A 19052-nucleotide genomic window follows, 5' to 3' on the forward strand; every position below is an offset into this window, starting at 1 on the left:
TGGCCCTTCAATCTGCCTCCTTGGGGGGCTCTGGGTCGGTCGGAGCATCGGCCATGGCGAGGAGCTCCTCGGCTGTGGGCGGTGGTTCGATCTTTTCCTTGAAGTAGGGAGCCAGGTAGTACGGGAGTTCAGGGGGCTCCATGCCCAAGGCGCGAATCGCGGCCCTGATCTCCTCAACCTCTTCGGCCGTCCTGTACGTGGTGTCCGTCATCGCGTCGGCTACTTGAAGCAGTGCGCCACGAAGCTCGGAGTCGAAGTCGTGGACTAGCTGGGCGGCTCGCTTGATCTTTTCGTCGGCCCGCAGCTGGTGCGATACGAGGGCGCGTACTAGCCGCTCGTGCTCGCGGACCAGGTCCGCACCGACAGGCGCGCTGCGGAAGAGTTCCCGCTCTTCCTCGGTTGCGTGCCAGGCTTCGGGGTGATTGTGCTCCAGCCCCTCACCGCCGAACCACTGGGTGGCCTGAAACGTGTCGATCTTTCGGCCAGGCAGCACTTCAACCCTTGCCTGGTAGCCCACAGGGAAGACGAGGGCGGCCGGTGGTACGCGCAGGGCCTGCGCGATGACCAAGAGCTCGGCAACAGAGAGGGTCGGACGCCGACCGCTCTCAAAGTTGGCCAGTACAGATCGCGCGATGGGCATGCCGAGTTCGGCGCAGCGGTCTGCTAGCTGCTGCGCGCTCATTCCGCGTACCTGGCGGAAGCGCCGGACCTCAGTGGCCATCGTGCGGGCAAGTCGAGCAGGCCATTCCTCTTGTGTCATGGAAGCACAGTATTCAAGTTGATTGACACTGTCCAGCATCGAAGTGCATTCTGTGCTCACCTGTCACCAAAACCGAAGAGGTAGTGACTCAGTGACACAGCCCAGCATGACCCGATCCGATCTCCTGGCTCTCCCGCCCGCGGTGGACCTCGTAACAGCAGGTCGCGCACTTGGTCTGGGGCGCAGCAAGGTCTACCAACTGGCCCAGCGTGGCGAGATGCCCGTACGGACACTGCGCCTGGGCAGCGCCTACCGCGTGGTCACGGCCGAACTGCTTGAACTCCTCGGCGTTCAGCCGGAATAGGCGGGCCCCGGCCGGTGAGCTAACACCGAGCCGAGGCCCCGAAGCCCCTCAGCACTGCCCAGCTCTGAACAGTCACGGCGAGCGCGAGGTCTCTCACCACCTTGCGCCGCCAGTAAGGAAGCTTCATGTCCCAGGCTACTGAGCGCGCGCATCGCTCGTTGCCGTACCTGCCCACCGGTTGCCTGTCCGGGGCCGCCCGATGAACGAGACCGACACGGCGCGGCGGGTCGAGCAGGTGCTCGACCTCGCCAGCCACGGCATGCACGTATTTCCCCTCCGCCCCGACGACAAGCGGCCCGCCGTGAAGGAGTGGCAGCAGCGGGCCACGACCGAGAAGAACGCGATCGTACGGGCGTGGTCGCACGAGCCGTACGGCGTCGGCATCGCCTGTGGTCCCTCCGGTCTCGTCGTGGTCGACCTCGACACAGCCAAGGGCGACACCCCGCCCGGCGAGTGGACCCTGCCCGGGATCACCGACGGCGCCGACGTTCTCGCCGAGCTGCATGCCCGCCACGGGGCTCGGTGGCCGTTCGGCACCACCCCCGCGGTTCGCACCGCATCGGGCGGCCAGCACCTCTACTACCGGGCGCCGGTCGACGGCGAGATCCGCAACAGCGCCGGCCGCCTCGGGTGGAAGATCGACGTACGCGCGGTCGGAGGGTACGTCGTCGCCCCGCCCTCAACCGCGAACGGAGCCCCGTACCGATGGCTGACCGGACTCGACGCCGAGATCCTCGCCCTGCCCGAGTGGCTCGGCGAGCTCGCCGCCCCGGCGAGGCCCGAGCCAGTGCACGCGGTAGTGCTGCCGCTGACCCCGCCGCGCACCACCCGCCCGGGGTACGCCGCCGCCGCGCTGCGCTCCGAGGCCGACGCCGTCCGCACAGCCGCCCCCGGCACCCGGAACGACACCCTGCACCGGGCCGCGTTCAAGCTCGGCACACTCGCCGGCCGCGGTGACCTCACCCCCGCCGAGATCGTCGACGAGCTCCTCGCCGCGGCAGCAGCCAACGGCCTCGGCCCGACTGAAACGGAGAAGACCATCACCTCGGGCCTGCGCTCCGGGATGCACCACCCGCGAGGGGCCGCCGAATGAACGCCCCGACCGCGCGTGAGCGCATTCTCGCCGCCGTCCCGGCCCAACCGAGCGAGGCCGCCATGCCCGACCGCACCACATGGCAGCGCGTCGACCTCGGCCCCGTGCTCGACGGCACTCACACCGCGCCTCAGCCCACCATCGGCCGCCGCGACGACGGTGCCGGTCTCTTCTACCCCGGTCGCCTGCACAGCATCTTCGCCGAGCCCGAGGCTATGAAGACATGGCTCGCGCTCACCGTCGCGACCGCGGAACTCGCCCTCGGCAATGCCGTGATGTACCTCGACTTCGAGGACGAGGAAGGCGGCATCGTCTCGCGCCTGCTCGCCCTCGGAGCCCCGTCCGCCGCCATCTCTGAACGCTTCCACTACTTCCGCCCCGACGGGCCGCTCGGCGACGCCGGCCGCGCGGCCCTGGCCCCCTACCTCACCAGCCCGACCACCTTCGCCGTCATCGACGGCGTCACCGAAGCGATGGGGCTCTTCGGTCTCAAGCCGAAGGACGACACCGACGTCGCCGGCTTCTGGCGCATCCTGCCCCGATGGCTCGCCGAGCAGGGCCCGGCCGTGCTGCTGCTCGACCACGTCAACAAGGACCGTGAGAACCGGGGCCGCTGGGCGACCGGCTCGCAGCACAAGCTCTCCGGACTCAACGGGTGCGCCTTCGTACTGGAGAACATCACGCCCCTTGCCCCCGGGCAGACGGGCAAATCCCGCGTACGCGTTGCCAAGGACCGCCCCGGACAGGTCCGCAAGAACGCTCTACCGGGCAGCAACGGGGCGCTTCACTGGTTCGCCGACTTCATTGTCGAGTCCCAGCTCGACGGCTCGGCGCTCGTGAGTCTGCCTGCGCCCGCGCAGCACGAGGGACCGTTCAGGCCGACGATGCTCATGAAGCGGGTATCGGACGCGCTCGCGACGGCACGGGAACCGCTCAGCGTCCGCGGCGTCCTCGAACGCGTCTCCGGCAAACAGGACGCCGTACGCCGTGCGCTCGCGCTGCTCGTCGACGAGGGATTCGTGGGCCAGACGCCCGGCGCCCGTAACGCTCAGCTTCACGAGTTGAAGCGCCCGTTCACCGACTCCACCGACTGACCGTACGACCGTGTCCCACCGTGGCCGACCGCTTCCCCGGCCACGGTGGCCCCGACCGTATGACCGTGTCCCAGTGTCCCTATAAGGGACACGGTCAACCGGGCCACACTCACGGCCCGCACTCACCCTCGGGACACGCTCAGCGTCTCCCTGACCACCAGATGCCCGGATGTCGCTTCCTCCGGTCTCCCTGCTGTCGCTGGGAATGCCCACACACGCCTCATTACGTCCTCACGCGCGCGAGGAGAGAAGGACCCCGAGATGACCAGTAAGAATCGCCCCGCCGCTGTGGTCGCCCTGGCCCGCGGCAACACGGCCGAGCAGGCTGCCCGCGAGGCCGGCGTCTCCGGCCGCACCATCCGCCGTTGGATGGAGGAAGCCGAGTTCGGCCGGGAGGTGACTGCGACCCGAACCGAGCTGCTACAGCTCGCAGTCGGGCAGCTCGCCGCCGCCTCGACCAAGGCCGTGGCCACCCTCGTCGACGCACTCGACAACGAGAAGGGCCAGGCCCGCGTACAGGCTGCCCGTGTGCTGCTCGACGCCGTACTCGCCCTGCGCGAGTCCCTCGACCTCGAACAGCGTCTCGCCGCCCTCGAAGCAGCCGGGGGTGACGCGCACTGATGGCCCGCAGGAAGAACAAGCTCGCTGACCGCCTCGCCCGCCTCGAAGACGCGTCCCGCCAGGGCATGTGGCAGCTCACCCTCGAAGACGGCACCACTACCGCTCTTCCCGTACTCACCGTCGTGGACGCGCTCGCCGAGCTCTTCGGCTTCCCCGTCGACGCTGATCAGGACGATGACGAGCGGTCGTTGGGACCGCCCCGACTGACGTTGACTCACGAGATACGGCTGCTCGCTCGCGTGGCCGAAGGCTCAGAGACGTCGATGCTTGGCCGTACTGTCGTGGCGCTTGCCAAGGAGGCAGTTCGGGACAGCGACGTATGAACGCTCACGACCGTTCCCAGAGCGTTCCCAACCCCCTCGCGACCTGCGCCGATGACGCCCGTAGCGGATACCAAATCCGCCGGTTCGATGGCTTGGATCGGGCACGACCGGGCAGTTCGATGCTCCGGCTCGATGGATCGGTGATTGTGCCACCCGCACTGGCGAGTGAGGTCGTCCGCATCCTCGCGGGTCACCTTGACGCACGGGTGCGTACAGATGGGGGCGAGCTCTCCACCGAAGCTCGGCGCCTCCTTGTCGCACTACAAGTCGGCGCCGAGCATGCGACTGAGAAGCCCGTACGGCCCGCCGCTACCGGAAGTACCTCGGCGGACCTTGGCACGGTCGAGGTGACTGTGACCGAGGCGGCGGCGCTCATGGAGTGTTCGCCGCGCTGGATTCGGTCCCTGATCAAAGCCGGGCGCCTGCCCGCCCGGCGGGCTGGCGAGCGTCTGTGGCTCGTCGACCGAGCAGGTCTCGACAACTACCGCCAAGGAGGAACCGCCCTATGACCACTGCCGACGTCGACCGCTCCCAGTGGGAGGACACCACACCTGACGACCGCAAGATCCCTTGGAAGAGGATCACGGCCCCGGAAGCCCGCTCGGGCCCCGTCAGTACGCATCCCGTCATGGCAGACCGGGGATTCGTCCACACCGCGCCGTGGTGGGTCGACGGCACTCTCTACACGGACAATGCCCGCTGGTTCGGGCACGTCCGCGAGCAGGCGCAGCAGAGCGGGCAGCAGATCGTCGTCGAAGAAGCCCCGGACGGTGCGCCAGCCGAGCACCGCGCCCAGGTCGAGGCCATGCGCCGATACGCCGAGCTGCACACCCTGGGGCCGGCCCGCCCCCTGCCGCGCGACGAGCAGGGCCAGCCCCTGCTCGTCCGCTTCTACTGACCAGCCCCCGCCGCTGAAGGACCCCACACCATGACCAGCCTCACCGACCCGAGCATCATCGACGCACAGCTCTCCCTCGCCGCCGTCCGCCGTGCCCGCGAAGCCGACCTCGCCGGACTGCGTCGGCGCCTCGACGACGGGCTCAGCCAGGCCCGAACCTTCCGTGACCCCGACCTCACCGACGAGGCGAACGCCCGTCGCCGGGCGGAAATGGAACGTGCCGCCCGCGAGCGGGCAAGCACGGAACTGGACGCCATCGAGCGCAAGACCAAAGCGGCAGCCGAGCAGATCCGCGCATACGCCGAACGCACCTCGACGCCGACCGCGTGCGACGCAACTGAGCAGCTCCTCGCCGAGACCCGCCGGGGGCGCGCGTGGGACCGTGCCCGCGCCCTTCTCGACGCCGGTCGCAGTACCGCCGACGTGATCGCCTCGGCCGACATTGACACCTTGAGTGCCTTGCGCGTCGAGCTGCCGACTTACCTGGCCACCCGTGCCGCCAAGCCCGAGGGTCTCGCCGACCTCGGCTGGACCGAAGCGGACCCGGCCCCGGTCCTGCGCACCATCGACCGGGCCCTCGTCGACCACTTGCCGAAGGACCAGGGCGCAGCCCTGCGTATCCGCCTCGACCTCGACCAGGCAGAGCCCGGCCTGCGTGAAACTATCGCCGGCCTACGTCGAGCGGCTAGCGGCACGGCCGATGCCAACAATGGTTTGCGCAGCGCTGTCGCTGCGCGTTTGGCAGATGCTGAAGCAGCGCGGCTGGCTGCCTAGTCGGCTCGTCCAGCGCTCAGCACGAAGTAGTAGGGAGAACCCTTCGTGTAGCTGACCGCATCGAGGAAAAGTGCCTCGACCTCCTGAAGTGCTGAGAGGTCTTCGTGACGGGAGGGGTGGCCATCGGCCTGGAGATCGAAGAGCAAATTGGTCCACTCCTCTCGCTCAGCCGACCAGATTGCGAGATGCCCCGGAGCCCAAAGGAGCCAGACAGCGTCAACCCCAGTCACCTGCGTGAGGGGGGCGAGCTCGTGGGCCATGAAGGGGAATTCGAGCAGTTCAATGGCGGGGTGATCCAAGATGTGCGCGACCAGGAAGACGTGTCGAGACTCGCCCTGGGTAGCCTTCTTCTCAAGCTGTTCTCGTGCGCGCTCGATCATGGGAAGTCCGTGCTCTCGGAACGCCTCATCGAGGGTCGTGACGCGAGACCAGTGCTCCCTCCCGTCCGGGGGAAGCCCGTTGCTCACGGCCCTGTCGATGCCAGCATCGAACTTCCGAAATCCGCCAGCCAGGGACTTAACCTCGAAGGCCACACGTGTGGCTCCGCTGACACCCAGGATTCGCGCCTCGTCGTCCTTGCGTTCTGTGTTCGTCAGATCGAAGACGAGATCAGGGCCACCGTCCGGCTCCACTCCGACCGGAGCTGTACCCAGGAACGTCGTAGCCAAGATCGCTGCAAGATGCTCGCCGGCCGTGATCTTGATTTTCTTGAGGTCATCGGCGCTCAGCGCGCGCACGATTTCGTCGACTGCCCATGGGAGCGTTATCGGAGCAATTGCCAGGAAGCGGCTACCTATCGGACTTTTGGCCATCCCGACAGCATGCCAGCGTTCGAGCTCAAATGGCCAGGTGCCGAACTCGCAGGCTCGTGCCGCAGGTAGGTCCGCTCCTCACGGCCTGCGATAGGTCAACGACGCACGTGCAGCGGCGATGAGCGGAGCACGGTGTGGCGCCGGGTTGGTAGCCGCACGTGCCTCCCAAACGGAGCACAGCGTGCGTGCGAACAAAGCAAGGGCTGCGGGATCGGCTGAACGGTAGGCGGGCACTGCCCAAGCGATTCCTTCGGCCTCCTCGGCTGTGTGGCCAGCGTGGATGAACCTAGGGATAGCGAACGCAGTGTCAGCCCACGGCGGACCTGGACAAGCAAGAGCCCAGTCCAGAACACGGATGCCGTCTCCGGTGGCGAGCATGTTCAGCGGCGACACGTCGGAGTGGACGAGGGCTCGCCCTTCTAGGCCGAGAGCGTGTTCCGGAGGGAAGAAGCCTGCCCACCGGACGTGCAGTGGCTTCTTGCGTACCTGCTCAGGCCATGGCGCCTCGGACATGGTGACAAGCGCGTCGAGGAAGGGGCCGAGGTCGGGTGAGCCGGGGCTGAGATCCGGGTGCGGGCCGACGAGGTACTCGTACCCGGTGAGCAGCCACCCGCCGGCGTCAACCTGCCAGAGCACGCGGGGGGCGAGTGGTGCGACTCGGGTCACGCGCGCCTCGTAGTCGTACATCCACGCTGTTGGCTCGTCGCTGCGGGTGCCCTTGACGAAGACCGGCCCGGCGGCGGTGTGGAGGGTGCAGGCGAGACGGGCCATGACGCCGGTCTCGGCGGTCTCGGCGTGCTCAACGGGGCCGGTGTAGGTCTCGACGGCGCTACGGGCCTCGGGTGGGAGTTCAAGCCATGCGGTGCGGTCCACCCGCTTACTCCTCGTGCAGAACGGAAGCCGGTCCCCGGCTCGGCCACAGAGTGGCACAAGCCGAGGACCGGCCGCAGGCGGTACGTCAGGCGTACTTGGGGCTGTTGTGGCAGTTGGCGTGGCACTGCGAGCAGTCGGCGAGGTCCAGCTCGGGCCAGAACTCCATGTCGATCACGAACCCGGACGCGACGATCGCCTCGACCGTCCGGGCGCGCAGGGCCTTGCCGCCGCCGTGCTCCTCCTTGTCGAGGAATCCGGGCTGGTGGTGGACGAACTTGCCGATCGTCCCCGAGCAGAAGTCCTGGTACGCCTGCGTGTGCAGCAGGAAGGCGTGCCAGAAGTCATCGACGAGCGGCGACGGGCTGAGCGGGGTGTCGCTGTACGCGCCGGCCGCGAGGAAGGCGATCATCTGGCCGACGCCGCGGTCGGCCTTGTCGTCGGTCAGCTCGGGGAACTTGGCCTGCATGTTGGACACGAGCGTCGCGCGCAGCTTGGCGCCGATCAGATTCCGCGCGTCGGTCGCGGGACGTTCCTGGATTGCGGTCACGGTCCTTGCCTCCTTGGTCAGTGGTGCATGGGACGTGCTGTGAAGCGCCTCGGCCGGCGAGACTGGGACGGTGCCGACCGAGGCGTGCCCCGCCCGCCCGGGATCTGTCGGGTCATCCGAGCGGGCGGGGAGATCAGAGCGCCGGGAATCCGGCATCGGGGATGGCTATCGCCGAAGGTGCGTCGCGGTGGCCGAGCTCACCAGTGGTCATGGTGGCGAGCGCGGTGAATCCCGCGGCGGTGCCGAGCACCCATATCCAGCTCAGGAAGCGGCCCACCGGATCGCCGGACGCGGCCCCGCGCTGCGCAGCATGGCGCGCGGTCATGCTGCGTTCCCCTGTGCCTGCTCGCGCAGGGCGATGAGTCGCTCGAACTGGATCGCGTACAACTCGACCTGGTCCGGGGTGAGGACGAGCAGGGACTCGGCCGTACCGCCGTCGTCGTAGTGGACCAGAACCGGCAGCGCGCTCTGCTGGGCCCGGTGGTCGTACACGGCGTCGCGTCGCATCGGGGTCACGTATGTGGCCTGTGCCGGGACGGGGCGCAGGGTAGTTCCGTCGGCCGGCGCCGACCACTCGTCGCCACCGCCCGGCGGACGCAGGTGGTACGTGCTGGCTCCCACTCTGGGCAGCGTCACGACGACGCCGATTCGGCCGTCCTTGGCGGTGTCGCGAACGAGGTCGCCGAGTCGTGGGTAGAACGGTCCGGCCGTCCCTAACTCGCCACCCTGTGAAGGGAGATGGGGTGTTGGTCGTCCTGTCATGCCCCAGAAGTTAGGGGCTCGTCAGGGGCCCAATATGAATCGGAGGAATACCGCCCTCATCCGTCCAGGTGGAAGCGGTCTGACATGCGGCGCAGCTTTTCGCGGGTGGCGATGCGCTCGGCGTAGACGATGCCGCGGAGGGTCGACCGGGCGATCGGATGGTTCCGTACGAGCTGAGGGGCGATCCGCTCTGCGGTCTCCAGCTCTGCGAGCGCGCGGTCGCGGTTGCCGTCCCACAGCCACGCGCGGGCGAGGTCCATGTGGTGGTGACCCTGGCGGGAGTTGGGAAGGGCTGCGACGAGCCCGGGGGCCGTGCGGCGGTTTATGGCGAGGGCCTTGGTCTGCTCGCCGGTCTCCAGGGCGACGCTGATCGCGTGGATCTGTACGTTGCCGGGGGAGAAGGTGACCGAGTGCCGGTCGTAGATCGGCGGGTTGTGGTGGCCTGCCATCCGGCGGGCAGCGTCGCGGGCGTGGTTGATCCGCTCGTAGGCCTCGGCCGGTCGGCCAGCACGGGCCGCGGCGACGGCGGCGCGCAGGTGGAGCGTGCCCCACATCCGTAGGGCGAGCGGCTCGCCGAGCTCGTACTCGCGCTGCACGCTTGCGATGGCCTTGTCGGACAAGGTGAGCGAGTCGTCCCAATCGGCCGTCGCCCACATGTCCCAGACACGCATCCAGTCGGCGAGGGCGGGCATGACAGGGTCGGCCGAGAGGCGGGCCGCCCATGCGGCGCGCTCCGCCGCCATGGCGACGAGTTCGGGGTGCCCGAGCGCGTGCGCGGCGGTGTGGGCGAACTTGCACGCCACGGCGTAGATCGCGAATGCCTCCTCGCGCTCGTGGCCCGTCGCGGCCTCGGCCAGGGCGCGAGCTTCGCGCAGCAGGTCGGGGAGGGTGGCGAGGATCGCCGTATTCGCGGCGGCGTCCCGTAGGCGGTGCAGGCGGGTCATGTCCCGCCACAGCTCGCCGGACGCGCGCGGGGCGCCATCGAAGATCGGCGTGAGGTCGTAGCGGCGCAGCTCGCGCAGGATGGATGCCGCCGAGACCTGCCACTGATTCTCGGCGGGGCTGCTCGCGTACGGCCGGCCGATCAGGTCATTGGGATGCACATGTAGCTCGGCGGCGACGAGGTTCAACAACCCGACCCGGTCAAGCTCGATGAGGCCGCGCTCCATCTTTGAGACCCAGCCTTGGGTCTTGCCCAGGGCGGCGGCGAGGTCGGCTTGCGGCATCCCGAGCCGCAGCCGTGCCCGTCGGACGCGACGACCGATCTCCTCGGCTTCCTCCAACATCAGCGCACCCCCAAGGTGGTGGTGGGCCGCAGACGCGTGGCAGGAGCAGGGCGTCACGGCTCATCCGTTCGTGCTCATCTCCCAGAACCGTACCGATGCGTGCTGCCCAGTGGGGAGCGAGCGACATGCTCGTGAGCACATCTATGAGAATGGCTGGCGTGGACTACTTCACTGAGACAGGCTGGATGGCCTTCTTTTCTGGCACTGAAACCGAGGTGGGTCGCCAGCGTGGTGTCGAGGCGTGGCACCCCACCACCGGCGCTGCTCTCATCGTGGACCCGGACCGAGGCGCGCTTAGGCCCGTAACGGATTTCGAGGACTTCTCTCATCTGGAGCCTGTCCACCGGATAGCGGGAGTGGTTCCCGGTGGTGGGTGGCGGGCGCATTGGGAGGACGAAGGCGGTGCTCCGCTCACTCAGCCGGTGTTGGCGTGGCTCATCAGCTCGCAGGGCGGCGCGACGCCGGTGACCGTGGAGCCGAACGGAGACACCGACTCCTCTGGGACCGCGGATCGACTGCTTGCCCCGGGGCAAGAGCTTCGCTGACGGGGATGCGCCCCGGCCGCCCTCCGATCCGGCCCCGACTTACCTCTCGCGTAGTGCATTGCTGGCTGCGGCCAGCCGCGGAGCGGGCAGCGCGAAGTGGTTCTCGGGGTTGCGGAAGCTGTGCGAGCCGTCGCAGATCCAGGTGCCATCGGCTTCGCGCCAGCTCGCCGGAGTCCATTGGCCTTGATTTTCGAGGAGCACGCGAGCGACCTCGGCGGGGTCCTCGACGATCGTGAGTTCCGCCAGTGCTGAGGCGAGGCGGGGCGCCGCGGCTTCAGGTACGTCGGCATCCCCAAGCATGGGGAAGAGGAGCAGCAGGCGGGCGTTGGGGTCGGTGACCCCGGATGTGGCGCCCTGGTCGGCGGAGGCTTCCAGCTCAGGCCAGGACAGGCCGGGCCCCATGAAGTGGCCGTCGTCGGTGGCGAGGGTGGCTGCTTCCGTCCAGTCGGGGTGAGAGAGCAGGTAGTCGACGCCGTGCTCGCCCTCCAAATTGCGATAGACGACATGGAGCGCATACCCGGAGTGCAGGGGCACGGTGAACGTCGGCCACTCATCAGGGGACGAGAGCGTCCTGTACAGCTCTTGAGCGTCGTCCCAGTCGGGGCCGAAGGCGACGGCCTGTGCGTCCTCTCCCCACAGGCTTGAGCCGAGGTGGCAGGGCCAGAAGAGAGGCAGGTCGAGGAACCTCGTACCGTCCACCAGCGGGCCGTCTTCGTAACCTGCGATCTCCAGCATTGGCAGATGATCGCACAGCGGGGCGTCGCGGCCTCAGGGTGGCCGAGCGGCGCCGCCGAAGGCCGGGGCGGCGCCGCATCATGGCTGCTCAGCACTGGTGCGTCCTGAGAACGGGCTGGGAACCCGATGGGAACGGACGCGCCAGAATGAGGCGGCAGGGGGCGTCACGCTGAGGCGGCGCACGGGGGCCGTGACCAGCCAGAACGGCAGAGTGGATCATCCGGCGGCATCCTCCGGATCGTCCTCGATCGGACTCATAATCCGTCGGCCGTGGGTTCGAGTCCCACCCGCCCCACCGCAGCACGCCACAGGTTCACCCAGTTGACCTGCATATATGGCAAGGCCCCCGCCTCGGCGGGGGCCTTTTTTCGCCTCTCAAGATCGTTTGCTCGCCCGCTGCTCGCCCGAAGTGTTGACGGACCGAAGACCGTCAGTCGCCGAGCCCCCGAGCCCAGAAGTCGGCGGCACCCTGGTGATCCGATCGCTGATGCGTTCGATCTCGACTTCGTTGCCGAGGCCGACCACGATTCGGCGCCTTTCTTCCTCAACCCCCGAGTCTCCGGACGGTCGACGTTCGGCCTCGGCACGGCGGGCGCGGTCGGCGGGGAGCTGCCCGGCCGAGTGGCTCCTGGTGGAACGCAAAGACCCCCGCGGCGGGCAGGGGTCTTTTCTGCCTGCTCAAGCGGAGTCCTCGACTGGTCCGACGCGAAACGGCATTGGGGTCCCAGACGGCGGCCGTGCCGGTACTGCAAGGGGCCGACGAACCTCCGCGACGAGGAAGGCCGCCCGTCCCACAAGGTCTGCGCGGAGACGCGCCGGGCCCAGCAACAGGCGCACGCCGTGCAGGTGTACGCCGACCGGGCCCAACTCCCCGTCCCCCGCGCAGACGACTGACCCCCCGAACACCCTCCTGCGGGCCGCGCCCGTCCCCTCGACCCCGCGGCCCCTCTCACGCATTCGAAGGACGGTCACGTGCAGACGTTCCGCAAATTCATGGTCGGCCTCGCCAGCGGCTTCGTTGCCTGGGCCGCTACCGCGTTCATCCCAGCCATCGGCCCTGGGCGCCCGTCCTCGGCCTGTCCGTCGCCCTCATCCTGTGGATCTGAACACCCTCGGGCACCCCTCAGCAGAAAGGTTCTCGCCTGTGGACGTCGTCGCCCTCTACGACGAGCTTCAGAGCATCCGTGCCGTGGCCGAGCGCATCGGCCTCCCTTACTCGAACGTCCGCCGCCAGCTCCACCGGGCCGGGGTGAAGCTCCGCCCCAGCGGGGGCCGCCCGCTGGACTACCTGGCCGGCCTGTACCGGCGTGACCTGAGCCTGCGGGCCATCAAGGCGCGCACGGGCTACGGGTCCGCGTTCATACGAGCACGCGTCGCCCCCGAGCTCCGCGACCGGCAGGGACGGCCCCGAAAGGCGGCTGGACTGTGACCCGTTACTGGCACGGTGGAGTTCCCGGCCTCGCACCGGGCGACCTGGTCAAGCCGCACCCGCCGGCTGTAGTCGACGGCTGTCCGATCTGCACGGCCCGTGCGAACGGCCAGACGTACACCGACGAGCACGGCCGGGTCATCGACCCGCCGACCGGCCGCCCGGACCAGGTCTACATCACCACCGACCGCGAGTACGCCCGCTTCTACGCGTCGAAGGTGTGGCTCGGTGACCTGTACGTCGTCGAACCGGCCGGGGAGGTCCTGGAGTCCACCGAGGACCCCTTCCCGACGTGGACGTGCGAGTCCGCCCGGGGCTGTCGGTCTACAGCCGTGCCGTCCGCCTCACCCCGGGGCAACGGCAGACCCTGGCAAACCGGTGGGGGCGTGCCGACATGGCGTCCGCCCCGCGGGCCCTCGGGGGTGGCCGATGACACCGGCCGCCCAGCCGCCGCTCGGCGACTGCCAGCTGTGCCGCACCCGTCGACACCTGTTCCGGCACAAGGAGGCACGCCGCCTGCTCGACGCCACGAAGGGCCCCTCCATCAGCAGGTGCGCCGACCACCCCACCGGACCGACCGACCCGACCGACGGCCTGTGCCTGCTGTGCCGCGGCCGGCGCCACCGAGCCCAACTCCAGGCCGCAGCCGTCGCCCCCGCGCTCGGCGACGTCGCCCGCACCCTCGCCGAGCACGGCGAGACCGAAGCCGTACGCCGCCACGGACCGCGCGCCGTCGCCCGCGCCCAGGCCGCCTGCGGACGCAGCACCCAACCGGGGGCCCCACTCCGCCACGACTCCGCACTTACCGGATACGAGAACTACCCATGACCGCACTCACCTGCCCCGCACCCGACTGCGGCAGGCCCAGCAAGGTCGGCTAATACCTGTGCTGGGACTGCTGGGACGCCCTCCCCGCCGACGCCCGGCGCGCGCTGGCCGTCCGCGACCACCTTGCGATAGCCCGCGTTCAGCTCCTCCACCAGCAGCTCGCCGACACCGTCCCCCCGCACGAGATAGAGATCCGCCTGTGACCACCCACCGCCGCCACGCCCGCACCCTCACCGCGGGCGCCGTGTGCTTCGCCCTCGCCGGCGTCGCCGTCGCCGCCTGGTCGACGGTGACCTTCGGCCTCGACGACGGCGGCTACATGGTGCCGGTCGTCTGCTTCCTGTTCGGCTCCGTGGTCCTCGCCTGGACGGCGGACCACGAGCGCGCCGTCGGCGGCCGTGCCGCCGAAGAGGCCGCCCGGCACGCGCACGCCGACCTCGGCGAGACACCGCTGCCCCTCGCCCCTGCTGCATCGTGCGGCAGGAGCCCGGGACCGCCCACGCGCCCCGCTTCACCCGCAGCCCGCAGCCGAAGCAGGACGGGCCGCGCTGCCACCGCAGCCTCGGCGAAACCCTGGGCGTCTGCACGACCGCCAACAGCGCCACCGAGCGGCCGTGACCGAACCAGACTCGCTGCTGGTCTACTTCGCGCTCGCCTGCATGTGGATCGGCGGCTACGCCACCGGCCGGGGCCGCGTCGTGAAGGCCCTCGTCGCATGGGCCGACTGGCAACTGGCGAGTGCGCCCACCCGCTCGCTCCGGTTCTGGGTGACCCTCCCAGTCGTCCTCACCGCAGCCGCCTGCCTCTTCGTTACCCGGCCCCGCCGGACCTGGACCAACTACCACGCGTGGAAGGCCCAGCAGCAGCCGGCACCTGACCCGCAGCCCGCTCCCAGCACGGCCGCCCACTGCGGCCACGAAACGAACAGAGACACCTGAGAGGTCCGCACAGTGCAGAAACGGCCAAGCCCCCAGCGTGGCTGAGGGCTTGGCCGTATGGATGCGCTTTTAGCTTACGGACTGGCTACCACCAGCCGCCGCGCGACCTCCAGATCGGAGTCGGCCGCCCCGTGACCTTCCTGTGCACCAGCACACCGACGATGTAGTGAACCACCCCCCGGGTTTCGGGATCTGTGATGCAGATCGTCTGGTTCGCCGTCCTGACACTCGCCGAGGCGTGAGCCGTTCAACTGGGAGGGGTCGAAGGCAGCCCCTGGAGGGGAGAAGCCCTCTCGTCCACCCTGCCTGTTTCGGCGTCGACGTACACCGGGTACGCGTCGTCTCCGGCGTAGACAGTCACCGCCCACTGTGCTCGCCACTCCCCTTCGCGCCGGATCGCCAGAAGGTTGCCTGTGCCCGTCTTGGCTCCCTGCGAGTACTTGGATGCCGCAGCGACGGCCTGCTTCTCGTCCACTCGGCGAGGGGGCAGAGTCACCGGTCCTTCTGAGTGGCGGGTGAGCAGCTGGGAAACCCGTCCTGCCCTGTTGATCTGTACGTCCAGACGCATGGGCATGAGCACTCCGTCGATCCGGCTGCGCCAGCTGATCATCCAGCCGAACTCCGCCCTGTCACCGACGGGGAAAGTCTTCACGTGAGAGTCTTCCAGTCCCCACGGGAACCGTTCGGCCACGTACTTCTTTGCTATCCGAAGCGCGTCGTCGGCGTTCTTGGGGGCTGACGAGGCCCCTGTCACGGGGAAGCTGCCGGGACCTGGCCTGCTTGAACTTTCCAGACTGACCGTGAGCTGTTCCTTGTCCGGCCAGCTCAGTTCGGCGAATCCTGTCTCCAGCGTGATCAACAGAATGTCGGAGGCGCCGTTCTGCCCGGACTGCAGTTGCACGTTCGCGATGTCGAAGTGATCGTCGAAGGCGGTCGCGAGTACCTGCCGCGCCTGCGCCTTCTCGTCCCCGCCTGCGATCTGCAGGCTCGTCGAGTCCAGGGCAAGCGGTGTGATCCACAGCTTCCACACCACAGCACATGCGAGGAATCCGGCCCCAAAAATAATGGCGGTCGGCTTCAACGTGGCCCGCGCGGGGAGGATCTCACCCCGAGTGGCACGAACCGAGGCCCAAGCAGTGAGTGTTCCCAGCCCTGCGCCGAGAACGTTCATCTGGACGTCACTGCTGTCACAGCTCCGACCAACCCAGGGGGCCAGCGCCTGACATAGCTCGGTGACCACCGACAGCAGAGCTCCCCCAAGAAAGACGGGAAGCACACGCCGGACGGCAAGGACTCCAAAGAACCCGATGGGCACGAACATCGCCAAGTTGAGCAGGCCCTGCTCCGTAGCGAAGGACTCACCGTAGTTGCGGTTGAGAACACACTGACCGGACACGTGCCCGGGTGAAGGGAGGAAAATGGTGACGCTCAGCTCCGCTGCCAGGACGGCCGCGAACCCGGCGTATGACCACGGACGCTGGAGATGCCTCCTCGCGCCCAGAAAGCCGAGCAGGCCCGCAATGATCACGACAGTAACGGCGATCAAGACAAACATGCCTCGACCGTTGAAAACAGCTTGCAGCATTGGTGCGCAACGCCTTCGACGGGATTGCCCCGTCCCTGCATGACCGCAAGGACGGGGCGCTACGGGAAATGGGTCAGTGTCAGCAGGTGCCGGAAGGAGTCTGGAACGTTCCCTGCCCGCTCACCAACAGCAGCCCGTTCGTGGAGTAGCAGTCCGAGGACCAGTTGCGGTCCCAGGAGGAGCTCTTGGTGGTCCCTGCGGCCTGGCTGAACTGGGAACCCCAGGTGGTCGTGCCAGCGTAGTTGAATCCCAGCTTCGCCGAAATGGTGCCGCCGCTCGACTTCTCGTACCAGGTTCTGACATTCACCGGCCCGGATCCCTGAGTCTTGTCGTGGAAGAGCCGACCGCTGGAGAGCGTGGTGCAAACGCGGCCGTAGCCGATCTGGCCGCTGTCCGGGCAGGTCTCCTTGACCGAGACGTCACCGCTGGGCGCCGAAGTCGTTGCGTTTGCAGATCCGGTTGCGCCCATGGCTCCGACCATCAGGCCGACGACTACTGCACTGCGGGCTATCTTGTGGGTGACCGCATTCATAGCTGCCACCTCTTCGTCAGTCGTTGGACCCGCAGGTATGCGGGCAGCGGAGAGAGGCATAGATGCTCACCAAGGCATGACAAAGCCTTGTATGGGCCTCCCCGCAGCCGGTTGGTTGCAACCGGTGATTACGACGCTATGTTGCGCCACATTAAACGATCAAGGCCCTGGTTGAGGCTTGCCTCAAACTGCCCGTTGAGCTGTCATGATCCAGCCCATAGATCGGTAAATCTCCGACCTGTGTTACAGGTACGGGTGGCTGGAAGCGATCCTGCGCACAACCCGGGACTGGATCGCCGAGACCGGCGAGAGCCCTTCCGTCCGTCAGATCGGCGAACTGACTGGCCTATCTGTCCAGCACCAGCTCCGTCACCTACCAGCTCGGCCGTCGCCCGCGGACTGATCGGCCGCACCGGCCACCGCTGGCGCTCCTGCCGCCTCAGCACCTGATCAAAACAACCACGTGTTGCAACGACCCCTCGAATTCGCCGGTCCTGCGCGGGGCCGTTACCTCGCCGACCCGCGCAGGCGAGGGTCGCTCGCCACCTACATGCACAGCAGTTGCTCGTCCTCGTCGTGCAGCCGATTCATCAAACCAGCTTCACCAGGCCAGCGAAAAGGCCGCCGCCCCGCTACGGCGGCCACCTGTCAGCGGGACGGAACCGCCGACGGACGAAGGATCCCATGACAGTCCCAAAGGTCGCCACTGCCTGCTGTACCAAGGCCAATTCCTCCATACAAGATCAACCCGACTGCCGACCAGCCCTGCCACAACACCGCCCGTTCACATACATGGCGGTCCCGGTCCCGGCTGACGACTTCCGCCTCGTCATCGCCTTTGCAGAGGGACGTGACATTCCTGCCGATCCGGCTCGGGTGCGAGTGCGGCAGCCGGGATCCGCAGGGGCGCGTACGGAATCCGGGCGAGTTCGGCGGTCGGCTCAACCGCGCTGAGCGCGGATGAGGTCGCGGTACCACGCGAAGGACGCCTTCGGGGTGCGGACCTGGGTGTCGTGGTCGACGTGGACGAGACCGAAGCGCTGGTGGAAGCCCTCGGCCCATTCGAAGTTGTCGATCAGGGTCCAGGTGAAGTAGCCGCGCACGTCCACGCCCTGGGCCACGGCGGCGTCGACGGCCTGGAGGTGGGTGTCCAAGTAGTCGATGCGATCGAGGTCGGGAACGGTGCCGTCCGCGGTGATGACGTCCTCGACCGAGCAGCCGTTCTCGGTGATGTAGACCGGCGGGAGTGCCGGGTAGCGCTCCTTGAGGCCGACGAGCAGTTCCCGTAGACCGTCGGGGACGACGGGCCAGTCGAAGGCGGTGCGGCGGTAGCCCTCGATGGGGGCCTCTTCGAACGGCAGACCCTCGGACGTCGGCGCCTGGATCCGGGTCGGGTTGTAGTAGTTGATGCCGAGCGCGTCCAGGGGGGCCGAGATCAGTTCGAGATCACCGTCCCGGACGGAGCCGCCGAGGGTGGTGTCCGCGCCGAAGGCCGACAGGTCGGGGTAGGTGCCCGTGAGGATCGGGTCGTTGAACAGGCGGTTGTGCAGGTTGTCATAGGTTTGCGCGGCGGCGCGGTCGGCGGCAGCGTCCGAGGCGGGCCAGACCGGGGTGCAGTTGTTGGCGATCATCACCTGGAGGCCGCGTGCCCGCAGCTCTCTCAGCGCCAGGCCGTGGCCGAGCAGCTGGTGGTGGGCGACCGGCAGGCAGTCCAGGAACAGGGTGCGGCCCGGCGCGTGGATACCGAGGCCGTAGCCCCAGACCATGTGGATGAACGGCTCGTTGAGCGTGATCCACTTCTGGACGCGGTCGCCCAGCTTGTCGGCCATGATGGCGGCGTACTCGGCGAAGCGGTGCGTGGTGTCGCGGTTCAGCCAGCCGCCGCCGTCCTCGAGGCCCTGGGGGAGGTCCCAGTGGAACAGGGTCGGGACGGGTTCGATGCCGCGTGCGAGCAGGCCGTCGACCAGCCGGTCGTAGAAGTCCAGGCCCTGGGGGTTGACCTCACCTCTACCGGTCGGCTGGATCCGGGGCCAGGCGATGGAGAAGCGGTAGCCGGTGAGGCCCGCCTCGGCCATCAGCGCGAGGTCCTCCTCGTACCGGTGGTAGTGGTCGCAGGCCACGTCACCGGTGTGCCCGTCGCGGACCGTACCGGGGCGGGCGGTGAAGGTGTCCCATACCGATGGTCCGCGGCCGTCCTCCTTGGTGGCGCCCTCGATCTGATACGACGCCGTCGAGGCGCCCCAGATGAAGTCCGCAGGCAGATGGTCCAGTGTCACGCCCAACCTCCAGAAACATGAGTAGGGCTCATGTTAG

General features: G+C 68.3%; 24 protein-coding genes and 1 tRNA gene. 14 read left to right on the forward strand and 11 right to left on the reverse strand.

The genetic code is table 11. The features are described 5' to 3' along the window. Nucleotides 1-7: 7 nt before the first annotated feature. Nucleotides 8-760: a helix-turn-helix transcriptional regulator gene (locus tag ACGF2V_RS03295; protein ID WP_362620539.1), complete on the reverse strand. Its 753-nt coding sequence runs from the start codon at nt 758-760 to the stop codon at nt 8-10. 106 nt (nt 761-866) lie between these two features. On the opposite strand from ACGF2V_RS03295, the gene ACGF2V_RS03300 reads away from it, so the two are divergent. The 8 genes from ACGF2V_RS03300 to ACGF2V_RS03335 all read left to right on the forward strand — a co-directional run bounded on the left by ACGF2V_RS03300 (nt 867) and on the right by ACGF2V_RS03335 (nt 5867). Then, on the forward strand, nt 867-1064 hold the full coding sequence (locus ACGF2V_RS03300) for a hypothetical protein (RefSeq protein ID WP_039657137.1): 198 nt from the start codon (nt 867-869) through the stop codon (nt 1062-1064). 199 nt (nt 1065-1263) lie between these two features. After that, nucleotides 1264-2157 (forward strand): bifunctional DNA primase/polymerase, encoded by an 894-nt coding sequence (locus ACGF2V_RS03305; protein WP_362620541.1) that lies wholly within the window; start codon nt 1264-1266, stop codon nt 2155-2157. Further along, complete coding sequence (locus ACGF2V_RS03310; protein WP_362620543.1) at nt 2154-3251, forward strand: AAA family ATPase; 1098 nt, start codon at nt 2154-2156, stop codon at nt 3249-3251. The genes ACGF2V_RS03305 and ACGF2V_RS03310 overlap by 4 nt, the downstream gene beginning before the upstream one ends. Before the next feature lie 261 nt (nt 3252-3512). Further along, nucleotides 3513-3872 carry a hypothetical protein gene (locus ACGF2V_RS03315; RefSeq protein ID WP_362620545.1) on the forward strand — a complete coding sequence of 120 codons (360 nt, stop codon included), beginning with the start codon at nt 3513-3515 and terminating at the stop codon, nt 3870-3872. Beyond that, nucleotides 3872-4195 carry a hypothetical protein gene (locus tag ACGF2V_RS03320; RefSeq protein WP_362620547.1) on the forward strand — a complete coding sequence of 108 codons (324 nt, stop codon included), beginning with the start codon at nt 3872-3874 and terminating at the stop codon, nt 4193-4195. Before ACGF2V_RS03315 ends, ACGF2V_RS03320 begins: the two co-directional genes overlap by 1 nt. Before the next feature lie 119 nt (nt 4196-4314). Further along, nucleotides 4315-4704 carry a helix-turn-helix domain-containing protein gene (locus ACGF2V_RS03325; RefSeq protein ID WP_362620675.1) on the forward strand — a complete coding sequence of 130 codons (390 nt, stop codon included), beginning with the start codon at nt 4315-4317 and terminating at the stop codon, nt 4702-4704. Next, nucleotides 4701-5093 (forward strand): hypothetical protein, encoded by a 393-nt coding sequence (locus ACGF2V_RS03330; protein WP_362620549.1) that lies wholly within the window; start codon nt 4701-4703, stop codon nt 5091-5093. Before ACGF2V_RS03325 ends, ACGF2V_RS03330 begins: the two co-directional genes overlap by 4 nt. A gap of 30 nt (nt 5094-5123) precedes the next feature. Next, nucleotides 5124-5867 (forward strand): hypothetical protein, encoded by a 744-nt coding sequence (locus ACGF2V_RS03335; RefSeq protein WP_362620551.1) that lies wholly within the window; start codon nt 5124-5126, stop codon nt 5865-5867. Here the strand turns inward: ACGF2V_RS03335 and ACGF2V_RS03340 are convergent. From ACGF2V_RS03340 to ACGF2V_RS03365, 6 genes are all read right to left on the reverse strand, one after another. Then, nucleotides 5864-6679 carry a hypothetical protein gene (locus ACGF2V_RS03340; RefSeq protein ID WP_362620553.1) on the reverse strand — a complete coding sequence of 272 codons (816 nt, stop codon included), beginning with the start codon at nt 6677-6679 and terminating at the stop codon, nt 5864-5866. The two genes, ACGF2V_RS03335 and ACGF2V_RS03340, sit on opposite strands and share 4 nt — an antisense overlap. A gap of 78 nt (nt 6680-6757) precedes the next feature. Further along, nucleotides 6758-7552, reverse strand: coding sequence for a phosphotransferase (locus ACGF2V_RS03345; RefSeq protein WP_362620555.1), 795 nt, complete (start codon nt 7550-7552; stop codon nt 6758-6760). A gap of 85 nt (nt 7553-7637) precedes the next feature. After that, nucleotides 7638-8099: a hypothetical protein gene (locus tag ACGF2V_RS03350; RefSeq protein WP_052270267.1), complete on the reverse strand. Its 462-nt coding sequence runs from the start codon at nt 8097-8099 to the stop codon at nt 7638-7640. A 133-nt stretch (nt 8100-8232) separates the two neighbouring features. Continuing rightward, nucleotides 8233-8424: a hypothetical protein gene (locus ACGF2V_RS03355; protein ID WP_362620558.1), complete on the reverse strand. Its 192-nt coding sequence runs from the start codon at nt 8422-8424 to the stop codon at nt 8233-8235. Beyond that, the gene (locus ACGF2V_RS03360) at nt 8421-8861 is read right to left on the reverse strand and encodes a hypothetical protein (protein ID WP_362620560.1); all 441 of its coding nucleotides are present in this window, start codon (nt 8859-8861) and stop codon (nt 8421-8423) included. The genes ACGF2V_RS03355 and ACGF2V_RS03360 overlap by 4 nt, the downstream gene beginning before the upstream one ends. A 56-nt stretch (nt 8862-8917) precedes the next feature. Beyond that, the gene (locus tag ACGF2V_RS03365; protein WP_362620562.1) at nt 8918-10147 is read right to left on the reverse strand and encodes a helix-turn-helix domain-containing protein; all 1230 of its coding nucleotides are present in this window, start codon (nt 10145-10147) and stop codon (nt 8918-8920) included. Between the two features lie 149 nt (nt 10148-10296). On the opposite strand from ACGF2V_RS03365, the gene ACGF2V_RS03370 reads away from it, so the two are divergent. Further along, nucleotides 10297-10692, forward strand: coding sequence for a hypothetical protein (locus ACGF2V_RS03370; RefSeq protein WP_362620676.1), 396 nt, complete (start codon nt 10297-10299; stop codon nt 10690-10692). A gap of 39 nt (nt 10693-10731) precedes the next feature. Here the strand turns inward: ACGF2V_RS03370 and ACGF2V_RS03375 are convergent, their stop codons facing one another. Further along, on the reverse strand, nt 10732-11427 hold the full coding sequence (locus ACGF2V_RS03375; protein WP_362620564.1) for a hypothetical protein: 696 nt from the start codon (nt 11425-11427) through the stop codon (nt 10732-10734). 211 nt (nt 11428-11638) lie between these two features. On the opposite strand from ACGF2V_RS03375, the gene ACGF2V_RS03380 reads away from it, so the two are divergent. From ACGF2V_RS03380 to ACGF2V_RS03400, 5 genes are all read left to right on the forward strand, one after another. Then, nucleotides 11639-11722: transfer RNA gene (locus ACGF2V_RS03380), tRNA-Ile, on the forward strand. A gap of 849 nt (nt 11723-12571) precedes the next feature. Then, nucleotides 12572-12856, forward strand: coding sequence for a helix-turn-helix domain-containing protein (locus ACGF2V_RS03385; RefSeq protein WP_362620566.1), 285 nt, complete (start codon nt 12572-12574; stop codon nt 12854-12856). Nucleotides 12857-13285: 429 nt separating this feature from the next. Beyond that, nucleotides 13286-13684 (forward strand): hypothetical protein, encoded by a 399-nt coding sequence (locus ACGF2V_RS03390; RefSeq protein ID WP_362620568.1) that lies wholly within the window; start codon nt 13286-13288, stop codon nt 13682-13684. A 474-nt stretch (nt 13685-14158) separates the two neighbouring features. After that, the gene (locus ACGF2V_RS03395) at nt 14159-14302 is read left to right on the forward strand and encodes a hypothetical protein (RefSeq protein ID WP_362620570.1); all 144 of its coding nucleotides are present in this window, start codon (nt 14159-14161) and stop codon (nt 14300-14302) included. Continuing rightward, on the forward strand, nt 14299-14622 hold the full coding sequence (locus tag ACGF2V_RS03400; RefSeq protein WP_362704350.1) for a hypothetical protein: 324 nt from the start codon (nt 14299-14301) through the stop codon (nt 14620-14622). The genes ACGF2V_RS03395 and ACGF2V_RS03400 overlap by 4 nt, the downstream gene beginning before the upstream one ends. Before the next feature lie 247 nt (nt 14623-14869). On the opposite strand, the gene ACGF2V_RS03405 is transcribed toward ACGF2V_RS03400, so the two are convergent. The 3 genes from ACGF2V_RS03405 to ACGF2V_RS03415 form a co-directional block, all read right to left on the reverse strand. After that, a complete protein-coding gene (locus ACGF2V_RS03405) occupies nt 14870-16177 on the reverse strand; it encodes a VanZ family protein (protein ID WP_362704353.1) in 1308 nt (435 codons plus the stop codon). A 109-nt stretch (nt 16178-16286) separates the two neighbouring features. Next, a complete protein-coding gene (locus ACGF2V_RS03410) occupies nt 16287-16739 on the reverse strand; it encodes a hypothetical protein (RefSeq protein WP_362704491.1) in 453 nt (150 codons plus the stop codon). A gap of 941 nt (nt 16740-17680) precedes the next feature. After that, on the reverse strand, nt 17681-19015 hold the full coding sequence (locus ACGF2V_RS03415; RefSeq protein WP_362704356.1) for a GH1 family beta-glucosidase: 1335 nt from the start codon (nt 19013-19015) through the stop codon (nt 17681-17683). Nucleotides 19016-19052 lie beyond the last annotated feature (37 nt).

Origin of the sequence: Streptomyces sp. NPDC047982, assembly GCF_043204165.1 — a bacterium.
GTDB lineage: Bacteria > Actinomycetota > Actinomycetes > Streptomycetales > Streptomycetaceae > Streptomyces.

Excerpts from the sequence above, each read along its gene's own strand:
- ACGF2V_RS03295 (WP_362620539.1), bottom strand. The coding sequence starts at position 760 with ATGACACAAGAGGAATGGCCTGCTCGACTTGCCCGCACGATGGCCACT.
- ACGF2V_RS03410 (WP_362704491.1), bottom strand. The coding sequence starts at position 16,739 with ATGAATGCGGTCACCCACAAGATAGCCCGCAGTGCAGTAGTCGTCGGC.
- ACGF2V_RS03375 (WP_362620564.1), bottom strand. The coding sequence starts at position 11,427 with ATGCTGGAGATCGCAGGTTACGAAGACGGCCCGCTGGTGGACGGTACG.
- ACGF2V_RS03320 (WP_362620547.1), top strand. The coding sequence starts at position 3,872 with ATGGCCCGCAGGAAGAACAAGCTCGCTGACCGCCTCGCCCGCCTCGAA.
- ACGF2V_RS03300 (WP_039657137.1), top strand. The coding sequence starts at position 867 with ATGACCCGATCCGATCTCCTGGCTCTCCCGCCCGCGGTGGACCTCGTA.
- ACGF2V_RS03405 (WP_362704353.1), bottom strand. The coding sequence starts at position 16,177 with ATGTTTGTCTTGATCGCCGTTACTGTCGTGATCATTGCGGGCCTGCTC.
- ACGF2V_RS03390 (WP_362620568.1), top strand. The coding sequence starts at position 13,286 with ATGACACCGGCCGCCCAGCCGCCGCTCGGCGACTGCCAGCTGTGCCGC.
- ACGF2V_RS03325 (WP_362620675.1), top strand. The coding sequence starts at position 4,315 with ATGCTCCGGCTCGATGGATCGGTGATTGTGCCACCCGCACTGGCGAGT.
- ACGF2V_RS03310 (WP_362620543.1), top strand. The coding sequence starts at position 2,154 with ATGAACGCCCCGACCGCGCGTGAGCGCATTCTCGCCGCCGTCCCGGCC.
- ACGF2V_RS03330 (WP_362620549.1), top strand. The coding sequence starts at position 4,701 with ATGACCACTGCCGACGTCGACCGCTCCCAGTGGGAGGACACCACACCT.
- ACGF2V_RS03360 (WP_362620560.1), bottom strand. The coding sequence starts at position 8,861 with ATGACAGGACGACCAACACCCCATCTCCCTTCACAGGGTGGCGAGTTA.
- ACGF2V_RS03365 (WP_362620562.1), bottom strand. The coding sequence starts at position 10,147 with ATGTTGGAGGAAGCCGAGGAGATCGGTCGTCGCGTCCGACGGGCACGG.
- ACGF2V_RS03305 (WP_362620541.1), top strand. The coding sequence starts at position 1,264 with ATGAACGAGACCGACACGGCGCGGCGGGTCGAGCAGGTGCTCGACCTC.
- ACGF2V_RS03315 (WP_362620545.1), top strand. The coding sequence starts at position 3,513 with ATGACCAGTAAGAATCGCCCCGCCGCTGTGGTCGCCCTGGCCCGCGGC.
- ACGF2V_RS03335 (WP_362620551.1), top strand. The coding sequence starts at position 5,124 with ATGACCAGCCTCACCGACCCGAGCATCATCGACGCACAGCTCTCCCTC.
- ACGF2V_RS03340 (WP_362620553.1), bottom strand. The coding sequence starts at position 6,679 with ATGGCCAAAAGTCCGATAGGTAGCCGCTTCCTGGCAATTGCTCCGATA.
- ACGF2V_RS03370 (WP_362620676.1), top strand. The coding sequence starts at position 10,297 with ATGGCTGGCGTGGACTACTTCACTGAGACAGGCTGGATGGCCTTCTTT.
- ACGF2V_RS03355 (WP_362620558.1), bottom strand. The coding sequence starts at position 8,424 with ATGACCGCGCGCCATGCTGCGCAGCGCGGGGCCGCGTCCGGCGATCCG.